This is a genomic window from Streptomyces sp. NPDC056948, from assembly GCF_042674225.1.
Taxonomy (GTDB): domain Bacteria; phylum Actinomycetota; class Actinomycetes; order Streptomycetales; family Streptomycetaceae; genus Streptomyces; species Streptomyces purpurascens.
This window is the reverse complement of sequence record NZ_JBHUQX010000154.1, coordinates 1-19,847: the sequence shown is the minus strand read 5'-3', so window position 1 is coordinate 19,847 and position 19,847 is coordinate 1. Positions and strand designations below refer to the sequence as shown.

14 protein-coding genes and 2 tRNA genes are annotated in these 19,847 nt (G+C 71.2%); 5 read left to right on the top strand and 11 right to left on the bottom strand.

Going from position 1 to position 19,847, the window contains the following annotated elements; genetic code table 11:
* Nucleotides 1–99: 99 nt before the first annotated feature.
* Nucleotides 100–1,482 (bottom strand): trigger factor, encoded by a 1,383-nt coding sequence (gene tig / locus ACFTZL_RS20930; protein ID WP_382584764.1) that lies wholly within the window; start codon nt 1,480–1,482, stop codon nt 100–102.
* A gap of 201 nt (nt 1,483–1,683) precedes the next feature.
* Nucleotides 1,684–1,760: transfer RNA gene (locus ACFTZL_RS20925), tRNA-Pro, on the bottom strand.
* Nucleotides 1,761–1,923: 163 nt separating this feature from the next.
* Between ACFTZL_RS20925 and ACFTZL_RS20920 the strand changes: the two genes are divergently transcribed.
* Nucleotides 1,924–1,994 (top strand) — tRNA-Gly (locus ACFTZL_RS20920).
* Between the two features lie 98 nt (nt 1,995–2,092).
* On the opposite strand, the gene ACFTZL_RS20915 is transcribed toward ACFTZL_RS20920, so the two are convergent.
* Nucleotides 2,093–4,348 carry a PQQ-binding-like beta-propeller repeat protein gene (locus ACFTZL_RS20915; protein ID WP_382584761.1) on the bottom strand — a complete coding sequence of 752 codons (2,256 nt, stop codon included), beginning with the start codon at nt 4,346–4,348 and terminating at the stop codon, nt 2,093–2,095.
* A gap of 103 nt (nt 4,349–4,451) precedes the next feature.
* Nucleotides 4,452–4,646, bottom strand: coding sequence for a hypothetical protein (locus ACFTZL_RS20910; RefSeq protein WP_382493725.1), 195 nt, complete (start codon nt 4,644–4,646; stop codon nt 4,452–4,454).
* A gap of 610 nt (nt 4,647–5,256) precedes the next feature.
* Here ACFTZL_RS20910 and ACFTZL_RS20905 point away from each other — a divergent pair.
* Entirely contained in the window at nt 5,257–6,435 is a 1,179-nt protein-coding gene (locus ACFTZL_RS20905; protein ID WP_382584758.1) for an acyltransferase family protein, read from the top strand.
* Between the two features lie 6 nt (nt 6,436–6,441).
* Here the strand turns inward: ACFTZL_RS20905 and ACFTZL_RS20900 are convergent, their stop codons facing one another.
* The 4 genes from ACFTZL_RS20900 to ACFTZL_RS20885 all read right to left on the bottom strand — a co-directional run bounded on the left by ACFTZL_RS20900 (nt 6,442) and on the right by ACFTZL_RS20885 (nt 11,476).
* Nucleotides 6,442–6,909 (bottom strand): HD domain-containing protein, encoded by a 468-nt coding sequence (locus ACFTZL_RS20900; RefSeq protein ID WP_382584755.1) that lies wholly within the window; start codon nt 6,907–6,909, stop codon nt 6,442–6,444.
* On the bottom strand, nt 6,906–9,350 hold the full coding sequence (locus ACFTZL_RS20895) for an ABC transporter permease (RefSeq protein ID WP_382584752.1): 2,445 nt from the start codon (nt 9,348–9,350) through the stop codon (nt 6,906–6,908). The genes ACFTZL_RS20900 and ACFTZL_RS20895 overlap by 4 nt, the downstream gene beginning before the upstream one ends.
* Nucleotides 9,350–10,165 carry an ABC transporter ATP-binding protein gene (locus ACFTZL_RS20890; RefSeq protein ID WP_382584749.1) on the bottom strand — a complete coding sequence of 272 codons (816 nt, stop codon included), beginning with the start codon at nt 10,163–10,165 and terminating at the stop codon, nt 9,350–9,352. The genes ACFTZL_RS20895 and ACFTZL_RS20890 overlap by 1 nt, the downstream gene beginning before the upstream one ends.
* Nucleotides 10,166–10,294: 129 nt before the next feature.
* Nucleotides 10,295–11,476 carry a PP2C family protein-serine/threonine phosphatase gene (locus ACFTZL_RS20885; RefSeq protein ID WP_382584746.1) on the bottom strand — a complete coding sequence of 394 codons (1,182 nt, stop codon included), beginning with the start codon at nt 11,474–11,476 and terminating at the stop codon, nt 10,295–10,297.
* Between the two features lie 162 nt (nt 11,477–11,638).
* Here ACFTZL_RS20885 and ACFTZL_RS20880 point away from each other — a divergent pair, with 162 nt between their 5' ends.
* The gene (locus ACFTZL_RS20880) at nt 11,639–12,892 is read left to right on the top strand and encodes a GNAT family N-acetyltransferase (RefSeq protein ID WP_382584743.1); all 1,254 of its coding nucleotides are present in this window, start codon (nt 11,639–11,641) and stop codon (nt 12,890–12,892) included.
* 28 nt (nt 12,893–12,920) lie between these two features.
* Here ACFTZL_RS20880 and ACFTZL_RS20875 read toward each other — a convergent pair whose 3' ends face one another.
* Nucleotides 12,921–13,730 carry an Fpg/Nei family DNA glycosylase gene (locus ACFTZL_RS20875; RefSeq protein WP_382584740.1) on the bottom strand — a complete coding sequence of 270 codons (810 nt, stop codon included), beginning with the start codon at nt 13,728–13,730 and terminating at the stop codon, nt 12,921–12,923.
* A 501-nt stretch (nt 13,731–14,231) separates the two neighbouring features.
* Entirely contained in the window at nt 14,232–14,729 is a 498-nt protein-coding gene (locus ACFTZL_RS20870; protein WP_382584737.1) for a ribose-5-phosphate isomerase, read from the bottom strand.
* A 279-nt stretch (nt 14,730–15,008) separates the two neighbouring features.
* Here ACFTZL_RS20870 and ACFTZL_RS20865 point away from each other — a divergent pair, with 279 nt between their 5' ends.
* Nucleotides 15,009–16,508, top strand: coding sequence for an amino acid permease (locus ACFTZL_RS20865; RefSeq protein ID WP_382584734.1), 1,500 nt, complete (start codon nt 15,009–15,011; stop codon nt 16,506–16,508).
* A gap of 107 nt (nt 16,509–16,615) precedes the next feature.
* Here the strand turns inward: ACFTZL_RS20865 and ACFTZL_RS20860 are convergent, their stop codons facing one another.
* Nucleotides 16,616–18,790: a protein kinase gene (locus ACFTZL_RS20860; RefSeq protein WP_382584731.1), complete on the bottom strand. Its 2,175-nt coding sequence runs from the start codon at nt 18,788–18,790 to the stop codon at nt 16,616–16,618.
* A gap of 240 nt (nt 18,791–19,030) precedes the next feature.
* Between ACFTZL_RS20860 and ACFTZL_RS20855 the strand changes: the two genes are divergently transcribed.
* A complete protein-coding gene (locus tag ACFTZL_RS20855; protein WP_382584728.1) occupies nt 19,031–19,774 on the top strand; it encodes a hypothetical protein in 744 nt (247 codons plus the stop codon).
* The last annotated feature ends 73 nt before the right edge of the window (nt 19,775–19,847 follow it).

The following is a 19,847-nucleotide window of genomic DNA, read 5'->3' as shown; positions in this document are numbered from 1 at the left end:
CCGTACGGCCGCGGGCGTCCGGGACGCCGACGGGCCCCGAGAAGCGCGGTGCGTCTCGGGGCCCGTCCTCTTACGGCGTTACCAGCAGGTGCCGGGGGCTCAGCCCTCGGTCTTCTCCTCGGCGGCCTCGGCTTCGGCGGCCTCGGCCTCGGGGGCCTCGGTCTCCTCGTCCTCGTCGTCCAGGTCGACGACCTCGCCGTTGGTGTCCTTGACCGCGGCCTTCTCGACCACGACGGCCAGGGCCTTGCCGCGGGCGACCTCGCCGACCAGGAGCGGAACCTGGCCACCTTCGACGACGGCCTGGGCGAACTGGTCGGGGGACATGCCGGAGGAGGCGGCGCGCCGCATGAGGTGCTCGGTGAGCTCCTCCTGGCTGACGTTCAGCTTCTCCTGCTTGACGAGCTCGTCGAGGACGAACTGCGTCTTGATGCCCTTGACCGCGGCTTCCTTGGTCTCGGCGTCGAACTCCTCGACCGTCTTGCCCTGGATCTCGAGGTACTTCTCGAGGTCGAGGCCCATCTGGCCGAGCTGGTGGTGCTCGAGGTTGTGCTTGCGGGTGTTGACCTCGTCCTCGAGCAGCTTGTCCGGGACCGGCACCTCGACCAGCTCGAGCAGCTTCTCCAGGACGCGCTCCTGGGCCTGCGTGGCCTGGTCGTACTGCTTCATGTTCTCCAGGCGCTTGCGGCTGTCGGCCCGCAGCTCCTCGATGGTGTCGAACTCGGAGGCGAGCTGCGCGAACTCGTCGTCCAGCTCGGGCAGTTCACGCTTGGCGACCTGGGTGACCTTGACGGTGACCTCGGCCTCCTTGCCGGCTGCCGAGCCGCCCTTGAGCTCGGAGGTGAAGGTGGCCTCGCCACCGGCCTCCACGCCCGTCAGGGCGTCGTCGATGCCGTCGAGCAGCTCACCGGAGCCGATGGTGTAGGAGACGCCGTCAGCGACGCCGTCCTCGAGGACCTCGCCCTCGACCTTGGCCTCCAGGTCGATCGTCACGACGTCGCCGTCCTCGGCGGCACGCTCGACCGGTGCGGTGGAGGCGAAGCGCTCGCGCAGCTCCTCGACCGCCTTGTCGACGTCCTCTTCGGTGACCTCGACCGCGTCGACCTCGACCTCGATGCCGGAGTAGTCCGGGATCTCGATGGTCGGGCGGATGTCGACCTCGGCGGTGAAGTTCAGCGTCTCGCCGTCCTTCAGCTCCGTGATGTCGACCTCGGGCTGGCCCAGCGGGTTCAGCTCGGCCTCGTTGACCGCGTCGGTGTAGAACTTCGGCAGCGCGTCGTTGACGGCCTCCTCGAGCACCGCACCGCGGCCGAACCGCTGGTCGATGACCCGGGCCGGGACCTTGCCCTTGCGGAAGCCCTTCACCGTGACCTGCTGGTTGATCTTCTTGTACGCCGCGTCGAGGCTGTCCTTGAGCTCCTCGAAGGGCACCTCGACAGTGAGCCGAACCCGAGTCGGGTTCAGGGTCTCCACGGCGCTCTTCACGGTTCGGTCTCCTTGTGGCTGACTTCTTGGGTTCTGCCGGGGCCAGAACGGCCCGGCGGATTTCGCCGCCCGGAGACTTCAGACGCTGAGACACACGGGCGTGCAGCTTGCATAGTAACGGCAGCGACTACACCGCCCAAAAGGCGATCACATGAGTGACCGGAGACGATCACCTGAGGCGACTCGAGATGATCGGGTGGCTGGTCGGGGTGGCGGGATTTGAACCCACGGCCTTCCGCTCCCAAAGCGGACGCGCTACCAAGCTGCGCCACACCCCGTCTGGTGCGACACGTAGGGTACATGGCGCAAGGCCGTACGGCCGCCGTATTTCCGCTGCGTCTGTGCCGGGAAGGTCCGGATGCGAATGCGGTGTGCGACGAGGGCGCACAACCCGCTACGATGCTTGCGTGCCGAGGTCACCCGACCTGCGGCGCGCACCGTGCGGGCGTAGCTCAATGGTAGAGCCCTAGTCTTCCAAACTAGCTACGCGGGTTCGATTCCCGTCGCCCGCTCTGAACGGCTCGGGCCCGGTTCTTCGGAACCGGGCCCGAGGTGTTTTCCGGTGCCTGAAGAATTTCGGGTGCCCAGCGGATTCCCGGGGATTCAGAGGTCAGAGGTCCCGTACGTCCACCGTGTAGACGGAGCGGACGCCGTACGGGACGTACAGGGCGTCGCCGACCAGGACGAGCGGGGCGCCCGAGGTGACGAGCATGCTGTCGGTTCTGCCGCCGTCGTCGCGGCCGTCCCGGGTGGCCTCGACCTCGCCGGTACTCACGTCCAACGCGGCCAGGCGGCCGCTGGGGGACGCGACGTACACATGGGTGGCGGAGGCGGTCGGCGGCCCCTGCTGCTCCACGGTGGAGTTGGATTCCCACAGCGTCCGGCCGGTGCGCGGCGAGACCGCGCGGACGCCGCCGCTTTCGCGTGTGAAGTAGACCGTGCCGCGGACCAGGTACGCCTGCGCGTCCTCGGGCCGGGGCTGTGCGAGCCGGCGCACGGTGAGCACGCGCGAGGAGACGTCGATCAGGGTCAGGCCGCGGTCCGTGGCGAAGGTGTCCGCGAGTACGAGGCGCCCGTCGTGCTGGCCGAGCAGGTACTGGGCGCCCTTGACCTCGACGGTCCAGCGGGCCTTTCCGGTGGCCGGGTCGATCTGGGAGACGGTGGTCCGGGAGGCTCCTTGTTCCGACAGGCCGATCACGCAGACGAGGTAGGCGTGGTCGGCCGCCGAGCGCAGCAGACAGTCGGCCGGGGCATCGGGTGTGTCCGGTTTCGGGCGGCTCCAGCGGACGTCGCCGGTCTCGGCGTCGAGCAGGGCGTACCGGTCGCCCCCGGAGCCGTAGAAGGTGACGACGCCCTCGGGGACGGCCGTGGCGGCGTCCTGCGTGCTGTCGGGGACGGACGCCGACTCGCCGGTGCCCGTTCCGGTCCGCCAGAGTTCCTTGCCGGTGTCGGCGGCCAGGGCGTACACCGTGTAGCTGAACCGGGGGCCGGCCGCCGCCTCCCCCTCCTCCGCCTCGTAGGCGTAGACGTGATGGTCGGCGGTGCCGATGATCGCGCCCTCGCTGCTGCTGGAGGAGCCGTCGGGCGTGGGGTCGACGGGCCGGCCCCAGGTGTTACGCCCGCCGGCGAGATCGAAGCGGGTCGCCATGAGGCCGGAGCCGGCGCACACGAGGGAGGTGTCGACGGCCGCGCAGCCCGCGAGAGCGCTGTCGGCGCCGCCCAGGAGGCGCTCGCTGCCCTTGGGGGCCTTCGCGGCGGTGGCCCAGGGCTTCCAGCCGTCGGGGAGGTCGCTGCGGGCTTCGGCCGAGGTGCCGGGTTCGTCGTCGCGGGAGAGGGCGGCGGTGAGGACCACGGTGGTGGCGGCCAGAACGGCGGCCACGGCCGTCCCGGCCGCCGCGGTGAGGAGGTAGCGGCGTCTGCGGCCGCCGCGCGGCCCGGGCCCGGCGGGCTCGGGCGGCGGGTCGGCGAGCGGGGTGTCGCGCCGTGGCGTGGCCTCGGGCACACGCCGGGGCGGAACGGTCCTCGGCTCCTCGAGGGCCGGGGGCAGGGCGCCCGGGTCTCCGTCGCGCAGCAGGGTCAGGAGCTCGTCGGCGGTCACACGGGACTTGGGGTGCTTCTCCAGGCAGAGGCGTACGAAGGGGAGCAGTTCGTCCGGTACGCCGGCGAGGGCCGGTTCGCCCTGGACGACCCGGATGGCCGTCTCGTAGGGGCTCGGGCTGTCGAAGGGGCCGCGGCGGGTGGCGGCGTAGGCGAGGACCGAGCCGAGGGAGAAGATGTCGGCGGCCGGGCCGACGTCCTGCGGGGAGGAGAACTGCTCCGGCGACATGAAGGGCGGGGTGCCCATGACGCGGCCGGTCTGAGTGAGGACGTCGGCGGCGGCGAACTCGGCGGCGCGGGAGATGCCGAAGTCGATGACGCGGGGGCCGTCCTCGGCGAGCATCACGTTGGCCGGCTTCAGATCGCGGTGGACGACTCCGGCCCGGTGGATGTCGCGCAGCGCCTCGGCGAGGCCGGCGGCGAGTTCACGCAGCCGGGGTGCGGAGAGCGGGCCGTGCTCGCGGACGTGGGTGCCGAGGTCCGCGCCCGGTATGTAGAGCGTGGCCATCCAGGGGCGTGACGCGTCGGCGTCCGCGTCCACGACGGGGGCCGTGAAGGCACCGCTGACCTGGCGGGCCGCGGCCACCTCGCGGCGGAAACGGGCGCGGAACTCGTCGTCGTCGGCGTACTGGCCGTGCACCACCTTGATGGCGAGGCGCCGGCCGGATGCCGAGCGGGCCAGGTAGACCACACCCATGCCGCCGGAGCCGAGGCGGTCCTCGATGCGGTAGCCGCCCACCTCCGCGGGATCAGAATCGCGCAGCGCCATCCCCGTACGTTCCCCCCGTCACGCACCGTCCCGTCGCGAGGAGAGTAACCGCACGCCCCTCGGGCCCGTGGCACCGGCCCGGGAGGGTGCTCCCGCGGGCCGGTCAGAAGCTGATGGAGTTGACCGTCTCCGCTATCGAGTTGAGGAACCGGTTGATGGACGGGGCCATGCCGGTCGAGGCGAGGAAGAAGCCGAAGAGGATCGCCACGATCGCTGGGCCTGCCTTGATGGATCCCCCTCTCAGCAACACCACAAGGATGATCGCCAACAGCAGCACCACAGACAGTGAAATGGCCACAACTGATCACACCCTCGGTCGGTCCGCTCTCCCGGCCCGGGGACGCGACTGTGCGCACCCCGCCAGAACCATCGTGCCACCAACGCGGCCGGGCTATGCGGCCGGTGACGCATCGAACGCCACGGTGTCGTCCGGGCCCGGGTACGTCGCGTGCGGGAGGGGACCCGACGGCAGGGACTCGTACGGCAATTCGATGTGCCACCCGCACAGGGAATTCAGCCGGATCGTTTCCGTCTCCACACAACGCGTTCGCAGCTAATTCGAATTACTGCCCAAGGCTCCTCAACGACCTTACGAAGAGCGCTGAAGCGGACATTCCACCGGAGTCGCCTGCTGGTCTTATGCACGGCTTAGTCCGGAAGTATCCCGACAAGCAGGGCACCTGTGACGGGCGCAACTCATCGCCGAAGATGTGTTGGTCATCACGCCGACAGCGACGTCAACTACCCGAAATCCGGGGTACCCACAGCGAATAGCCAGGAATCACGTCCGGCGTTTTACGAATAGCCGCAGGGAAGGCTAGGGTGCCTCAGATGTTCCACGCTGCCTCGTCCCCCGCAAGCGCAGCGAGGTCCCGGATCGTCTCCCCGAGTTCCTGGTGGGAGGGTCTGTGACGAACTCGCTGCGACCGAACGGCGACCGCAAGGCGCCACTTCCCCCGGCACAGTCGCCGGCAGGCGGAGTGCCGAGCCCGCGCTCGCCGCAGAGCCCCCAGAAGAAGCAGAACGGCAAGCAGCGCGACGCGTTCTTCGACAACGCGAAGTACCTCGCGATCGTACTGGTGGCCATGGGCCACGCCTGGGAGCCGCTCAAGGGCGACAGCCGGATACTCGAGGCCGCGTACCAGGTCGTCTACGCGTTCCACATGCCGGCGTTCATCATCATCTCCGGCTACTTCTCGCGCAGTTTCGACATGCGGCCGGACCGGCTCAAGCGCCTGATCACCGGCGTGGCCGTGCCGTACGTCATCTTCGAGACGGCCTACCCGCTCTTCAAGCGGTGGATCGACGACGACCCGGGGCAGGACATCAGCCTCCTCGACCCGTGGTACCTGACCTGGTTCCTGGTCGCGCTGTTCATCTGGCGGCTGACCACCCCCATCTGGAACATGGTGCGCTGGCCGCTGCCGCTCGCGCTCGGTCTCGCGATGCTGGCGACCGTCACCCCGGAGATCGGTGACGACCTGGACCTGCAGCGCGTCCTGCAGTTCCTGCCGTTCTTCGTGCTGGGCCTGGTGATGAAGCCCGAGCACTTCCACATGGTGCGCCGCCGTTCGGTGCGGATCGCCTCGGTACCGGTGTTCGCCGCCGCCCTGGCCGTCAGCTGGTGGGCCGTGCCGCGCATGAACACCGCGTGGTTCTACCACCGTGACGCCGCGCAGGAGCTGGGCGCGCCGTGGTGGGCCGGCCCGGTGATGGTGCTCGCGATGTTCGGCTGCTCGCTGGTGCTGACCGCCTGCTTCTTCGCCTGGGTGCCGCGCCGCCACATGTGGTTCACCGCGCTCGGCGCGGGCACGCTCTACGGCTACCTGCTGCACGGCTTCCTCGTGAAGGCCGGCGACTACCAGGGCTGGTTCGAGCCGAGCTGGATGCACCATCCGGCCGGGCAGATCGCCGCAACCGTCCTCGCGGCCGCCGTCGTGACGGTGCTGTGCACCAAGCCGGTGCAGCGCATGTTCCGGTTCGCGATGGAGCCGAAGATGGAATGGGCCTTCAAGCGGGACGCTGCCGAGCTCGCCCGCGAGCGCCAGAGCGCCGAGCGGCGCGAGCGCGAGAAGGTCAGCGCCTGAGCGCTCTCAGATCGCATCTCCCTGACCGAGAAGTGCGCGCATCCGTGCGTACTTCTCGGTCAGTCGCATGCGGGTGGCCTCGTCGAGGACCGCGAGGCGTTCCGGATCCGCGTTGTGCGCCAGGTCCGCCTCCTTCACCAGCGGCGCGCCCGGGGTGGCGAGGATGCGCGCGGCGTACGCCTCGGGCGGCTCCCCGGCCCGCTTGGTGACCGCGAGGACGATGTCCTTCGTACGGCTGCTCAGCGCGGCCTCGCGCAGCCACTGAGGCGAGAGGGCGTCGTCCTCGACGGCGTCGTGCAGCCAGGCCGCCGCGATCTGGTCCTCGTCGCCGCCCCGTTCCCGTACTCCCTCGGCCACGGCCCGCAGGTGTTCGGCGTAGGGCCGTCCCGCCTTGTCGGTCTGGCCGGCGTGCGCGGCGCGGGCGGTGGCCTCGACCTGGGCCAGGGTCAGCGGGGTGCGGGGAGTCTCGGTCACCGCTCCAGTGTCTCCCCGCGCAGCGCCGCCCGGGCGGGGAGGGTGGCCGCGGCCATGCCGAGAACGAGGATCGAGACGGCGAACGAGCCGTAGACCAGCGGGGGTATGTACGGCCCCTGGCCCGTCAGGCCCTTCATCATCGGGACGAGTGTGGCCAGGGCGATCGCCGTGCCGAGCGCGATGCCCGCGACGGCGACCAGGAGGGCTTCCCAGCGGACCATGCGCAGCACCTGGCGGCGAGTGGAACCGAGCAGACGGAGCGTGCCGAGTTCGCCGCGGCGGTCGAGGACCGTCATCACCAGCGTGTTGACGGCGGCGACGGCCGCGAAGCCGCCGAGTACGGCCGCCATCACCCGGTTCGCCCAGCCGTTGAGCTCGCGGTCGAGGGAGGCGGCGGTCGTGTAGTCGGCGCGGTCCTGGACCCGGCCGAGCGGTGCGAGTGCCTTCGCGGTGCCGCCCTTGACCCACAGTTCGGTGTCGAAGGACGAGCTGACGTGGCGGGCCAGGTCGGCGCTGTTCAGGGTGACCTGGGACAGGCCCATGCCGCGTCCGTACGTCGCCGCCACCAGCGGGGTGGCCCTGGTGCCGTCGGGCAGGTGGATGCGGACGCGGTCGCCGACCCGGACGTTCGCGTTGTCGGCGACGGAGGCGTCCAGCGCGATCTCCCCCGGTTTCAGGGTCAGTCGTCCCCGCTCGACGTCCAGGTCCTGTACGGCGGCCAGGGCGCGGGCGGTGCCCGTGACGCCCTGTGCGGAGACGGGTGTCAGGACGCCGGTGGCCCGGACGAGGACGGACGTCCTCAGCAGGCCGACGGCGGCGGTGACGTCGGGGGTCCGCTCGGCCCGTCGTACGGCCTCCGGGGGCAGGGCGCCCCGGTCGGCCGTGACGATGTGGTCGGCGACGATGCCCGCCCGCTGCTGTTCGCCGGTGACCCGGTCCTCGCTGGTGTGCAGGAAGACGAGGACGGAGGAGAAGGCCATGGCGAGCACGATCGGGGTGATCGCGGAGGCCAGACGCCGGGCGTTGGTACGGGAGTTGGCCGCGGCGAGCACGGCGGGGGCGCCTGCGCCGCGCAGCGGGAGTCCGAACAGGGCGGCGCAGGCGCGGGCGACCAGCGGGCCCAGCAGCGCCACGGCGAGCATGAACAGCATGACGACACCGAGGGCTGCGTTGGCCGCGTCCTCGCCGGTCGCCGAGGAGGCCAGGCCCGCGCACACGCAGCCGCCGGCCGCTGCCGCCACACCGAGCGGCGTGCGGATCCAGCCCGGGCGCAGCCGCTCCACGGACGCTTCGCTGAGCGCCTGGCCGGGCTTGATGCGCGAACTGCGGTGCGCGGCGACGTATCCGGCGAGCAGGGCGGTGACGAGGACCGTCCCGGCCGTGACCACGAGCGGGATCCAGGAGACGGCGAGGTCGACGGCCTCCGGGACGGCGCCCTTGTCCTTCAACTGGCCGAACCACCAGGCGGCCAGGGCGATTCCGGGCAGGCAGCCGAGCGCGCCCGCGACCGGGGCGACGAGCAGGGCCTCGGTGGCGATGGTGCGGCGGATCTGGCGCGGGGTGGTGCCGATGGCGCGCAGCAGGGCGAACTCGCGGGCGCGCCGGCCCACGGCGAGGGCGACGGTGCCGGCCGCGGTGAAGACGGCGACCAGGGTGGCGATGCCTCCGAAGGAGCCGCCGATTCCGGTGAGGACCTCCCTGGCCTCGGTGAGGAGGGGGTCCTCGACGACGCCCCGGTCGTCGCCGGTGTGGAGCTCGGCCCTGGCGCCCAGGGCGTGGGCGACCCGGGACTCGAGGGATCCGGTGCCGACGCCGGGCTCCGGGAGGACGGCGATGGTGTCGACGCGGTGCGGGTGTCCGGAGACGCGTACGGCCTCGGCGTCGGCGAACCAGACGGTGGGCTGCGCCGGGTCCCGCGCGTCCTGCGCTGACGTGGTTCCGGAGACGCGGTAGGTGCGGGCGCCCTCCGGGGTGGTCAGGGTGACGGAGTCGCCGACGGAGGCCCGCGGGCCCTGGGCGAGGACGACCTCGCCGGGGCCGGGGGCGCGCCCGGCGGTGAGGCGTTCGCCGGTGAAGGCGGTGGAGCCCCAGCCGTGGGCGGTGAGCGTGGCCCCGGAGGTGAGCACCGGGAAGGTGACGTCGGGGATCGCCGCACGGGCCCCGGGCACCGCGGCGGCCTTCGCCACCAGGGAGTCGTCGAGGCGGGCCCGGTCCGGCACGGCATCGCTCTCGTCCGGCTTCCCGGCCCGCTGCTCGGCGGCGGCCACCACGGGGACGTGCGCGTAGCGCCGGGGCGGGACCTCGGCGCGCACGCCCGTCTCCAGCAGGATGCCGCAGGCCGACACGATCGTCGCGGCCAGCATCAGGGCGACGAACGTGCCGACGAACGCGGCGGGGCGGAAGCGGATGGCCGCGCGGGCGAGGCCGTTGGGAACGAACATCAGGCTGCCGCTTCCGTGGGTGCCGCTGCCCTGCGGGGGCGCGCCGTGGTCAGGGAGGTCATCCGGGCGGCGATGCGGTCGACGTGGCTGCGGGCGGGAGGGGCGCCGTCGAGCCGGTGCGTCCCGGCGTCGCGGTCGAGGTGGTCGATGATCTCGCCGTCGGCCAGGAACAGGACGCGGTCCGCCCAGGCGGCGGCCGCCGGGTCGTGGGTGACCATGACGACCGTGGCGCCCTGGGCGTCGACGGACTGGCGGAGCAGGGCGAGGATCTCGGTGGCCGTGGTGGTGTCCAGGGCGCCGGTCGGTTCGTCCGCGAAGACGACGTCGGGGCGGGTGACCAGGGCACGGGCGATGGCCACGCGCTGCTGCTGGCCGCCGGAGAGCTGGCCCGGACGACGGCGGGCCTTGTCCGCCAGGCCGACCCGGGCCAGGACCTCGGCGGCACGGCGGCGGTCGGGACGGTGGCCGGCCAGGCGCATCGGGAGGACGACGTTCTGCTCGACCGTGAGGGACGGCAGGAGGTTGAAGGCCTGGAAGACGAAGCCGATGCGGGTGCGGCGCAGCGCGGTGAGCTTGTTCTCCTTCATGCCGGTGATCTCCGTGCCGCCCAGGCGGACCGCGCCCGCCGTGGGACGGTCGAGACCTGCCGCGCACTGGAGGAACGTGGACTTGCCGGAGCCCGAAGGGCCCATCACCGCGGTGTAACTGCCGTGCCGGAGCGTGAGGTCGATGCCGCGCAGGGCGTGGACGGCGGTGCGACCGCGGCCGTAGCGCTTGCGGACGCCGTGCAGTTCTACGGCCCAGTCGCCTGCCATGTCTGTCCTTCCGGATCCGTGTCGCTCGTTCGCCGTGCGGCGTTCGCCGGCGATGTCTCGAACGTACGGAAGCGGAGGGTGCGCGGACCATGAGGACGACCGCCGAACCGACCTGGGGAAAACCCCACCTCAGCGGGGAACGGCCGCCGCCGTCGGGCCCTCTCGGCAGATCAGCAGCAGGGCCCGGTCGTCGTTGACGTCCTTGGCCACCGCCTCGATGAGGTGCCAGGCGGCGCCGTGGAAGCCGCCGGCCACATAGCGGTCGGCCTCGCCGGTGAGGCGGTCGATGCCCTCGACGATGTCACGGTCGGAGGTCTCCACCAGGCCGTCCGTGAACAGCATCAGCACGTCGCCCGCGCGCAGCGAGCCCTTCACGGGGTCGAACTGGGCGCCGTCGTACACACCGAGGAGCGGGCCCTCGGCCGCCTTCTCCTCCCAGCGTCCGGTGCCCGCGCTGAGCTGCAGGCCCGGCGGATGCCCGGCGGAGTAGAGCTCGTAGTCGCCGGAGTCCAGGTCGAGGACCAGGTGGATGGAGGTGGCGAAGCCCTCGTCCCAGTCCTGCCGGAGCAGATAGCCGTTCGCGGCGGGGAGGAAGGCGTGCGGCGGGAGGGAGCCCAGCAGGCCGCCGAACGCGCCGGACAGGAGCAGGGCGCGGGAGCCCGCGTCCATGCCCTTGCCGGAGACGTCGGTGAGGACGACCTCGAGCGTGCGGCCGCCGTTGGTGCGGGCCGCCACCACGAAGTCGCCCGAGAAGGACTGGCCGCCCGCCGGGCGCAGCGCCATCTCCTGGTGCCAGCCGCCCGGCAGGTCGGGGAGCTGGCTCTGCACCCGGATGCGTTCACGCAGGTCGAAGAGCATGGTGCCGCCGCGCCGCCAGGGCACACCGACCCGGCTGCGGAACTGGGCCAGCAGCAGGCCGAAGAAACCGCAGGCCGCGACCACGAGCACGATGCCCGGAGTGACCCTGGAGGGCCCCTCCGTGTACGGGCCCAGTTGCACCGACTCCACGATCAGGGCCGTGGCCGCCGCCGCGTACAGACCGAGCAGGCTGGCAGGGCGCAGCACCAGGCCGCCCACGACGACGGGCAGGACGAGGGCGGCAGGCGAGAACCACACCGAGTTCCCCAGCGTCGCCGCCGCGATCAGCGGGACGGTCAGGAGCAGACCGGCCAGGGCGATCCAGTCCGAGCCGTCGCCGCGGAAGTAGTCCACGGCGGCTCGGCGCACGCCGACGCGGGCCCGGTGCCACTGCTTCTTCAACCGGGCCGTGAACGTGTCGGCTTCCGCGCGCCGCTCTCGTCCTGATGCCATTAGTTCGGGACCCTATCCATCGGACCGGCTGCTTGGCACGGGAGGTCCTACTTGTCCCCCGTCCGAGGGCCGACTTCACAGTGAACTTCACAGCGCGCCGTCCCGCCGCCACCTGGGAGAAATTCCCTCGCCCGTCCCGCATTGCCCTGGTAGGCATGGTCCATGGCGACTGACGCGACCGGCTCCGCGACCGACCTGCGGGTGCTGCGGCGGGACGATTGGGACAAGTGGTACGACACCCTGATCCGGGGCTTCGGCGGGGTGCCGGAGTCCGCCGAGGAACGGGAGTTGTGGAACTCGCTGACCGAGATCGACCGTTCTCTCGGCGTCTGGGACGGGGACGAGTGCGTGGGGACGGCCGGGGCGTTCGGCTTCCGGCTCACGGTGCCCGGCGGCGCCTCGGTGCCGGTCGCGGGCGTCACCATGGTCAGCGTGGCCGCCACACATCGCCGGCGCGGGGTTCTGACGTCGATGATGCGGCGGCAACTGGACGACGTCCGTGCCTGGGGTGAGCCGCTGGCCGTGCTCACCGCCTCCGAGCCGGCGATCTACGGCCGGTTCGGATACGCGAGCGCCACCTTCCAGTTGAACGCCGAGATCGACACCACTCGGGTGCGGCTCACCTCGCTGCCGGCGGGCGCGGATGACGTACGCGTGCGGTACGCCGATCCGGCCGATGTCCTCGATGTGTGCGAGGCGGTGTACGCCCGGCTGGTTCCGTCGCGGCCCGGGATGCTGGCCCGGCAGCCCGGCTGGGAGCGGCTCGGGCTGCTCGATCCGGAGGGCGAGCGCGAGGGGGCGTCGCCGCTGCAGTGCGTCCTCGCCGAGCGGGACGGCGAGACCGTCGGGTACGCGCGGTATCGCGTCAAGCCGAGCTGGGAGACCGCCGGGCCCGAAGGCACGGTGATTCTGGAGGCCTCGGCCGCGCTGGACCCCGCGGCGGACGCGGCGCTGTGGCGGTTCCTGATCGGCATCGACCTGACGTCGTCGCTGGTGGTGCGGGGGCGGCCGGTGGACGACGCGTGGCGGCACTGGGTGTCCGACATGCGGCGGTGCAAGCCGTGGTTGCGGGATTCGCTGTACGTACGTCCGGTGGAGCTGGGGGCCGCGCTGGAGGCGCGGACGTATCAGGCGCCGGTGGATGTGGTGTTCGAGGTGGAGGACGCGTTCTGTCCCTGGAACGCCGGGCGTTGGCGCCTCAGCGGGGACGCGAAGGGGGCGTCCTGTGAGCGTACGGCGGATGCGGCGGATGTCGCCCTGTCCGTACGGGAGTTGGGCGCGGCGTATCTCGGGGGTGTGTCGCTGGCCTCGTTGGGGGCGGCGGGGCGGGTGCGGGAGATGCGGCGGGGGGCGTTGGCGGAGGCCTCGCTGGGGTTCGGGGCCGATGTGGCGCCGTGGTTGCCGCACGGCTTCTGAGGTCGGGGGTACGTGAAGTCGGGCGTGCTCAGGGGCGTTGGCAGGTCGGGCACCAGAAGAGGTTGCGGGCGGCGAGGTCGGCGGTGCGGATCTCTGCGCCGCAGAGGTGGCAGGGCTGGTCGGCCCTGCGGTAGACGTACACCTCGCCGCCGTGGTCGTCCACGCGGGGTGGACGGCCCATCGCCTCCGGGGTGTGTTCCGGGCGGACGGTGTCGATGCGGTTGTTGCGGACGCCCTCGCGCATGAGCTCGACCAGGTCGGTCCAGATCGCGTGCCACTCGGGCGGGGTGAGGTCCTTGCCGGTGCGGTACGGGTCGATGCGGTGCCGGAAGAGGACCTCCGCGCGGTAGACGTTTCCTACGCCCGCGATGACCTTCTGGTCCATGAGGAGGGCGGCGATCGTCGTACGGCTGCGGGCGATACGGCGGTACGCGGTGTCCGGGTCGGCGTCCTCGCGGAGGGGGTCGGGGCCGAGGCGGTCGTGTATCGCCTGCTTCTCCGGGGGTGTGATCAGGGCGCAGGTGGTGGGGCCTCGGAGGTCCACGTACGTGGTGTGGTTCGCGAGGCGGAGGCGGACGGTGTCCGTGGGTGGGGGCGCGGGGGCCGGGCCGAAGGTGACCTTGCCGAAGAGGCCGAGGTGGATGTGGATCCAGTCGGTGTCGCGGAAGCCGAGGAAGAGGTGTTTGCCGTGGGCTTCGGTGTGGGTGAGTTCCGTGCCGGTGAGGAGGGTGGCGGCGTCGGTGAACTTGCCCTGGGGGCTGGTGGTTCGGGGGGTTGTGCCGAGGAAGGCGGCGGCGTAGTCCTGGGCCAGGCGGTGGATGGTGTGGCCTTCCGGCACGGGTTCTCCCTGTGATCGTCGCCGCGGGGCTCCGCCCCGGACGGAGCTTTCCCACCCACCCACCCGAAGCAGTTCGTCAAAAGGATGAGGTCGAAGGGCATCGGGGCTCCGCCCCGGACCCCGGCGGGGACTGCGTCCCCTGCACTCCCTCGCGGGGCTCCGCCCCTGCACCCCGCCGGGGGCTGACCCCTCCTGAGCCCCGCCGGAACTGCGCCCCCTGCACCCCGCCGGGGGCTGCCCTCTCCTGAGCCCCGCCGGAACTGCGCCCCCTGAGCCCTGCCGGGGGCTGGGGCCCCTGGTGCCACAGCCAGGGGCTGAGTCCTGCCCCGCGCAGGGCTCGAGCCCTTGATCTGCGGCCGACTCGGCCCTGGTCTCGCAGCGCGCCTGAGCTGTGCCCGAGTCGAGGTCGCGGCGGAACCGTGTGGGGCTTGCGCCCCAGCTGTAGCCCGAAGCCGCAGGTCGGGGCTGCGTCCACCCAGGAACGTGCCTGGTGTCAGGTGCTCAGGCGTCGGGGCCCTGCTGAGGGTGGTGGGAGGGGATGGCCGGGAGGGTGCCCGCCGTTTCGTACTCGTTGAGCATGTCGATTCGACGGATGTGACGTTCGTCACCGGAGAACGGTGTCGCGAGGAACGTCTCGACGAAGGCCGTCGCCTCGTCCTGCGCGTGCATGCGCGCGCCCACGGCGACGACGTTGGCGTTGTTGTGCTGGCGGCCGAGGGCCGCCGTCTCCTCGCTCCAGGCGAGGGCCGCGCGGACGCCCTTGACCTTGTTCGCCGCGATCTGCTCGCCGTTGCCGGAACCGCCGATGACGACGCCGAGCGCGTCGGGGTCCGCGGCCGTCCGCTCCGCGGCGCGGAGGCAGAAGGGCGGGTAGTCGTCCTGGGCGTCGTAGATGTGCGGGCCACAGTCGACGGGGTCGTGACCCGCCGCCTTCAGCCAGTCGACGAGGTGGTTCTTGAGTTCGTAGCCGGCATGGTCCGAGCCGAGGTACACGCGCATGGGATGAGTGTGACACGGGTGTTTCGGGGAAAGCGCGCGGGGTGGCGCTCATGAAAACGTGAGGCGAATGTGAGCCGCATTACGGAACCTCAGGAAAACCTCAAGTAACAATCTGGATTCAAAGGTTCTCGAAAACGTTCGCCTCAGATTCACTGGACCGGCTCGTACACCCGCTCGTACGAGGACCCGTACACCGTCATGCCGCGACACACCCCGTTCGTACGGCTCGTGCGGCTTCGTACGGAAGAACAGCTCCCCGGCGCAAAGGAAATCCGTTCCATGACCTCGCAGCCGACATTGAAGACGACCGGAAACGACCCCGGAGGCCCCGGAGAACCCGGCGGACCGGACGGCAGCTCCGGACTGCAGGCCGGGCTCAAGAACCGGCACCTGTCGATGATCGCCATCGGTGGTGTCATCGGAGCCGGGCTCTTCGTGGGGTCCAGCTCCGGTATCGCCACCGCAGGCCCCGGCATCCTCCTGTCGTACGCCCTCGTCGGCACGCTCGTGGTGCTGGTGATGCGGATGCTCGGCGAGATGTCGGCCGCCAATCCGACCTCGGGTTCCTTCTCCGCGCACGCCGACCGGGCGCTCGGCCCCTGGGCCGGTTTCTCCATCGGCTGGCTGTACTGGTTCTTCTGGGTCGTGGTGCTCGCGGTCGAGGCGACCGCCGGTGCCGTGATCCTGGAGGGCTGGATCCCGGCCGTGCCACAGTGGGCCTGGGCCCTGATCGTGATGCTGGTGCTCACCGCGACCAACCTGGTCTCCGTGGGGTCGTACGGCGAGTTCGAGTTCTGGTTCGCGGGGATCAAGGTCGTCGCGATCGCCGCGTTCATCGTCATCGGCGGTCTGGCCGTCTTCGGGCTGCTCCCGGGTGTCGACAGCGAACAGGCCGGGTTGAGCAACCTCACCCAGCACGGCGGCTTCCTGCCCCATGGCGCCGGCGCCATCCTCACCGGTGTGCTCCTGGTCGTCTTCTCCTTCATGGGCAGCGAGATCGCCACCCTGGCCGCCGGTGAGTCCGAGAACCCGCAGCAGGCCGTCACCAAGGCCACCAACAGCATCATCTGGCGAGTCGGCGTCTTCTACCTCGGTTCGATCTTCGTCGTGGTGGCCCTGCTGCCGTGGGACAGCAAGTCCATCACCGACGACGGCTCCTACGTCGCCGCGCTCGAATCTCTCAGCATTCCGCACGCCGGTCAGATCATGAACTTCATCGTGCTGACCTCGGTGCTGTCCTGTCTCAACTCCGGTCTCTACACCGCCTCCCGCATGGCCTTCTCGCTCGGCCAGCGCGGTGACGCGCCGAAGTCCTTTGCCCGCACGACCGGCAACGGCGTGCCGCGGACGGCGATCCTCGCCTCCGTCGCGTTCGGCTTCGTCGCCGTCTTCTTCAACTACAAGTTCCCGGACTCCGTCTTCCTCTTCCTGGTGAACTCCAGCGGCGCGGTCGCCCTGTTCGTGTGGCTGGTGATCTGCTTCTCCCAGCTTCGGATGCGGAAGATCATCCAGGCGGAGGCGCCGGAGAAGCTCGTGGTCAAGATGTGGCTGTACCCGTATCTGACCTGGGCGACGGCCGGACTGATCGTGTTCATCCTCGGTTACATGCTCACCGACACCGAGCACGACGGGCGCAAGACCATTCTGCTGTCGCTGCTCGTGGCGGCCGTGGTGCTCGTCATCGCCTTCGTGAAGCAGCGGGGCCGGGGCCGGCGTGACGCCGAAGCCGCGCAGGTCCAGGTTCAGGACGAGGGCCGGGACGAGGTCTCGGCCGGCTGACCGGCGGGCGCTCGCCTCTTCGTTGTGTGGGGCCTGCGGTGCGTGTTCCTCTTTCAGGACGCGCGCCGCAGGTCCCTTTTTGTGTCCCCTTGTGTCCCCTTGTGTCCCTACAGCACCGTGAAGCTGGCCTTGACCTTCTCGTAGGTGCTCAGGGCCTCCTCCTCTATCCCCGACTGGTACCAGGTGTTGACCTGGTACGACTTGCCGCCCACGTTGAAGCCGAGCAGACGGGCGTGCCAGCGGACGCCCTCCAGCGTGAAGGTGTACTCCCAGACCACCGCCGGGTGCCCGCGGAACGTCGTCTCCTCCAGGCGGATCTTGCGGTAGTCCTGGCCCTGGTGGGCGTTGCGTTCCGAGGTCTGCCAGGTCTCCAGGAGGTCGCCGCGGGCCAGGGCCGACTTGCCGACCAGTTCCTGGGCGCCGTCCGGGGAGGTGTAGTGCACCTCCGCGCCCGTCTTCACGTCCCGCCGCCAGCCGTCCGGTGTCGCCCAGGCGAACCCGCCGGCCTCCCGGCGCGTGCCCGGCGGCAGGCTCTGCGGCCGGGACGTGCCCTCGACGGTGGATGTCGGTGCGGGTGTGGGTGTGGATTTGGGTGTCGGGGTGGTGCCGGTGGTGGGGGGTGCGGAGGCCGAGGAGCCTGCGCGGGTGTCGTCGTCGCCCGGGGAGCCGGAGGACGTCGCCAGCAGGATTCCCACGGCGGCGCCCGCGGTCGCGACCGTGGCCGCCGCGGCGGCGAGCATCGTACGGCGGTGACCTGCGCGGGGGCGGGATACGGCCGGGACCGCGGGGCCGGGGAGTTCGCCCGGCGGCATCGGGGAGGGCGGCGGTGTGGGGTGGGGGCGGCACTCGGTTGCTGCCTGCGCGCGCGTGAGGGAGACGGGGCTCGGGCTGTGAGTGGTGCCGGCGCGGCTGCCGGAACGGGCCGTGTTCGGCTGCGTCTTCGCGGCGGCTTCCGTGGGGGGAGCGGTGGCGGCCGCGGGGTGGTGGTCGGGGAGTTGGCGTGGGGTCGCGTCCAGGACGGGGGCGGGTTGGCGGGGGTCCGGCGGCGCGGCTTGCGCGTGGGCGGGGGTGGGTGATTGCGGTGGGGTGGGGGCGGATCGCCGCTCCTTCTCAGGCTCCGGTTCCGTAGCGCGTTGCTGGTCCTGCTCGGGCTCCGGTTGCGGGATGCGGTGCTGGTCCGGTTCCGGAATGCGTTCCGGCGCAGGTTCCGGTTCCGTGCCCGGGTCCGGTTTCGTGCCCGGGTCCGGGTCCGGGTCCGGGTCCGCGTCCGCGTCCGCATCCAGGTCCGGCCTCGGTTCCGGTTCAGCCCGCTCCGGTGCCCGATTCTGCCCCGGAGCAGCCGTCGGCTGGTCCGGCTCCGGCTCCGGTTCCCGCTCCGGCCGTTCCTGCTCAAGGCCCCCTCCCCCCAAGGTGTCCTCGAGGCCCGCCGCCCCCCACCCCACCGACACCGTCGGTGTGGGGACCGGGAACGCCACCGCTTCCAGGGCCGTTTCCAGGTCGTCCAGGTTCGGGCGGGTCGACGGGTCCTTTTCCAGGAGGGCCGTCAGGATGTCGCGCAACGGGCCGGAGGCGGCGGGGAGTTCGGGTTCCTCGTAGAGGACCGCGTGCAGGGTTGCCAGCGTGGTGTCGCGGGAGAAGGGGGAGCGGCCGCCCAGGGCCGCGCAGAGGGTCGCGCCGAGGGACCAGTTGTCGGAGGGCGGGCCCTGTGGGCGGCCGGAGATGCGCTCGGGGGCCATGTAGTCGGGTGAGCCGACCAGCATTCCGACCATCGTGAGTGCCTTGGCGTCCTGGATCGCGGCGATGCCGAAGTCCGTGAGGACGACGCGCCGTTCAGGGGAGCCAGGGCCCGGGACCTGGCCGGAACCCGTGCCGCCGCGGCGTCCTGGTCCGGCCGGCCCGACCGCGTTCTCCACCAGGACGTTCCCGGGCTTGATGTCCCGGTGCAGGACGCCCCGCGCATGCACCTGCCGCAGCGCCGCGACCAGGCCGAGCCCGATCCGGGCCGTCTCGCCGGGGCCCAGGGGGCCGTCCTCCGCGAGGATCCGTTCGAGGGAGCGGCCGGCCACCAACTCCATGACGATCCACAGGCGTTCGCCCTCGTCGACCACGTCGTAGACCCGTACGACGTTGGGGTGGTCGATGCGGGCCGTGGCCCTGGCCTCGCGCAGGGTGCGTTCGCGGCGCGTCCTGTTGTCCTCCGCGTCGATGCCGTCGATCCGCATTTCCTTGACGGCGACCGGCCGGTCGAGTATTTCGTCGGCGGCTCGCCACACCCGCCCCATTCCCCCCTGGCCGATACTTTCGACCAACCGATAGCGCCCCGTCACCAATATCCCTGGAACACCGCCGCTATTCGCATTCCCCGGCAATCCGCTGCACCCCCTCCACGACGCCGCGACCGTCTCCAGTGAAACACAACGGTCACACTTCGCGCCGTACCAGGATAGTGCGGCGAAATCTTGTGGTACCTCTTTCAGTGCTGCGAATTCAGGCGCAGCCAGGGGGACACAAGGGGGGCGAACATGAGTTCTCGTCGTACGGCCGTGGTCGTGGGACCGCTGGTCGCGGCATCATTCTCGGCGATGCTGATCCTTTCCGGCACCGCCGGGGCGGAGGACGGAGGGCCCGCAAGCAGCGAGGGGGGAAAGGCAGTCGACGAAGCGCCGTCGGGCGTGAAGCTCACCACGCTGCTGCCCGAGAAGATCTCGGTCGACAACGGTTCGAAAAAGACGGCGATTACCGCCACCGTGAAGAACGAGGGGAGCAAGGACAGCGGGAAGATCAGGCTGCTGGTCGTCGGATTCGACGGGCTTGTGGTCAAGAACGTCGAGGGCTGTTCCGCGATACCCGAGAACGGCCTTCCGGAGGGTTCGAACAGCGGTTTCGCCTGCCCCGTGGACAATCTCGCGGCCGGTAAGTCGAAGTCGTATGCCGTCGACGCGACGTACGACCTGAGCAAGGCCGGAAAGATCTGTCTGCCCGTCCAGACCAGCGACGGGAAGAAGACGTTCTGGCAGCAGGGCCCGGTGCCGTTCGGCACGACCAACCCGTCGCCGGACGCCCCGGCCACGCCCCTGCTGCTCGGTACCGACAACAAGCCGGTGTCCCCGGGCGGCAAGAAGTCCCCGGGCGGCAAGGAGTTGGCGGAGACCGGTCCGGCACGTGATCTGCTGCCGTTGGGCGCGGCCGGGGCCTCGCTGCTCGCGGCGGGCGCGGCCGGAATGTGGTGGTCAAGCCGGCGGGTGCCGGGGCGTCAGGAGGGCTGAACCGGCCGCGACGGTGCCGGGAACGGGGCCATGACGCACGAGAGGCTCGCCGGGCCGAGGGAAACACCCCCTC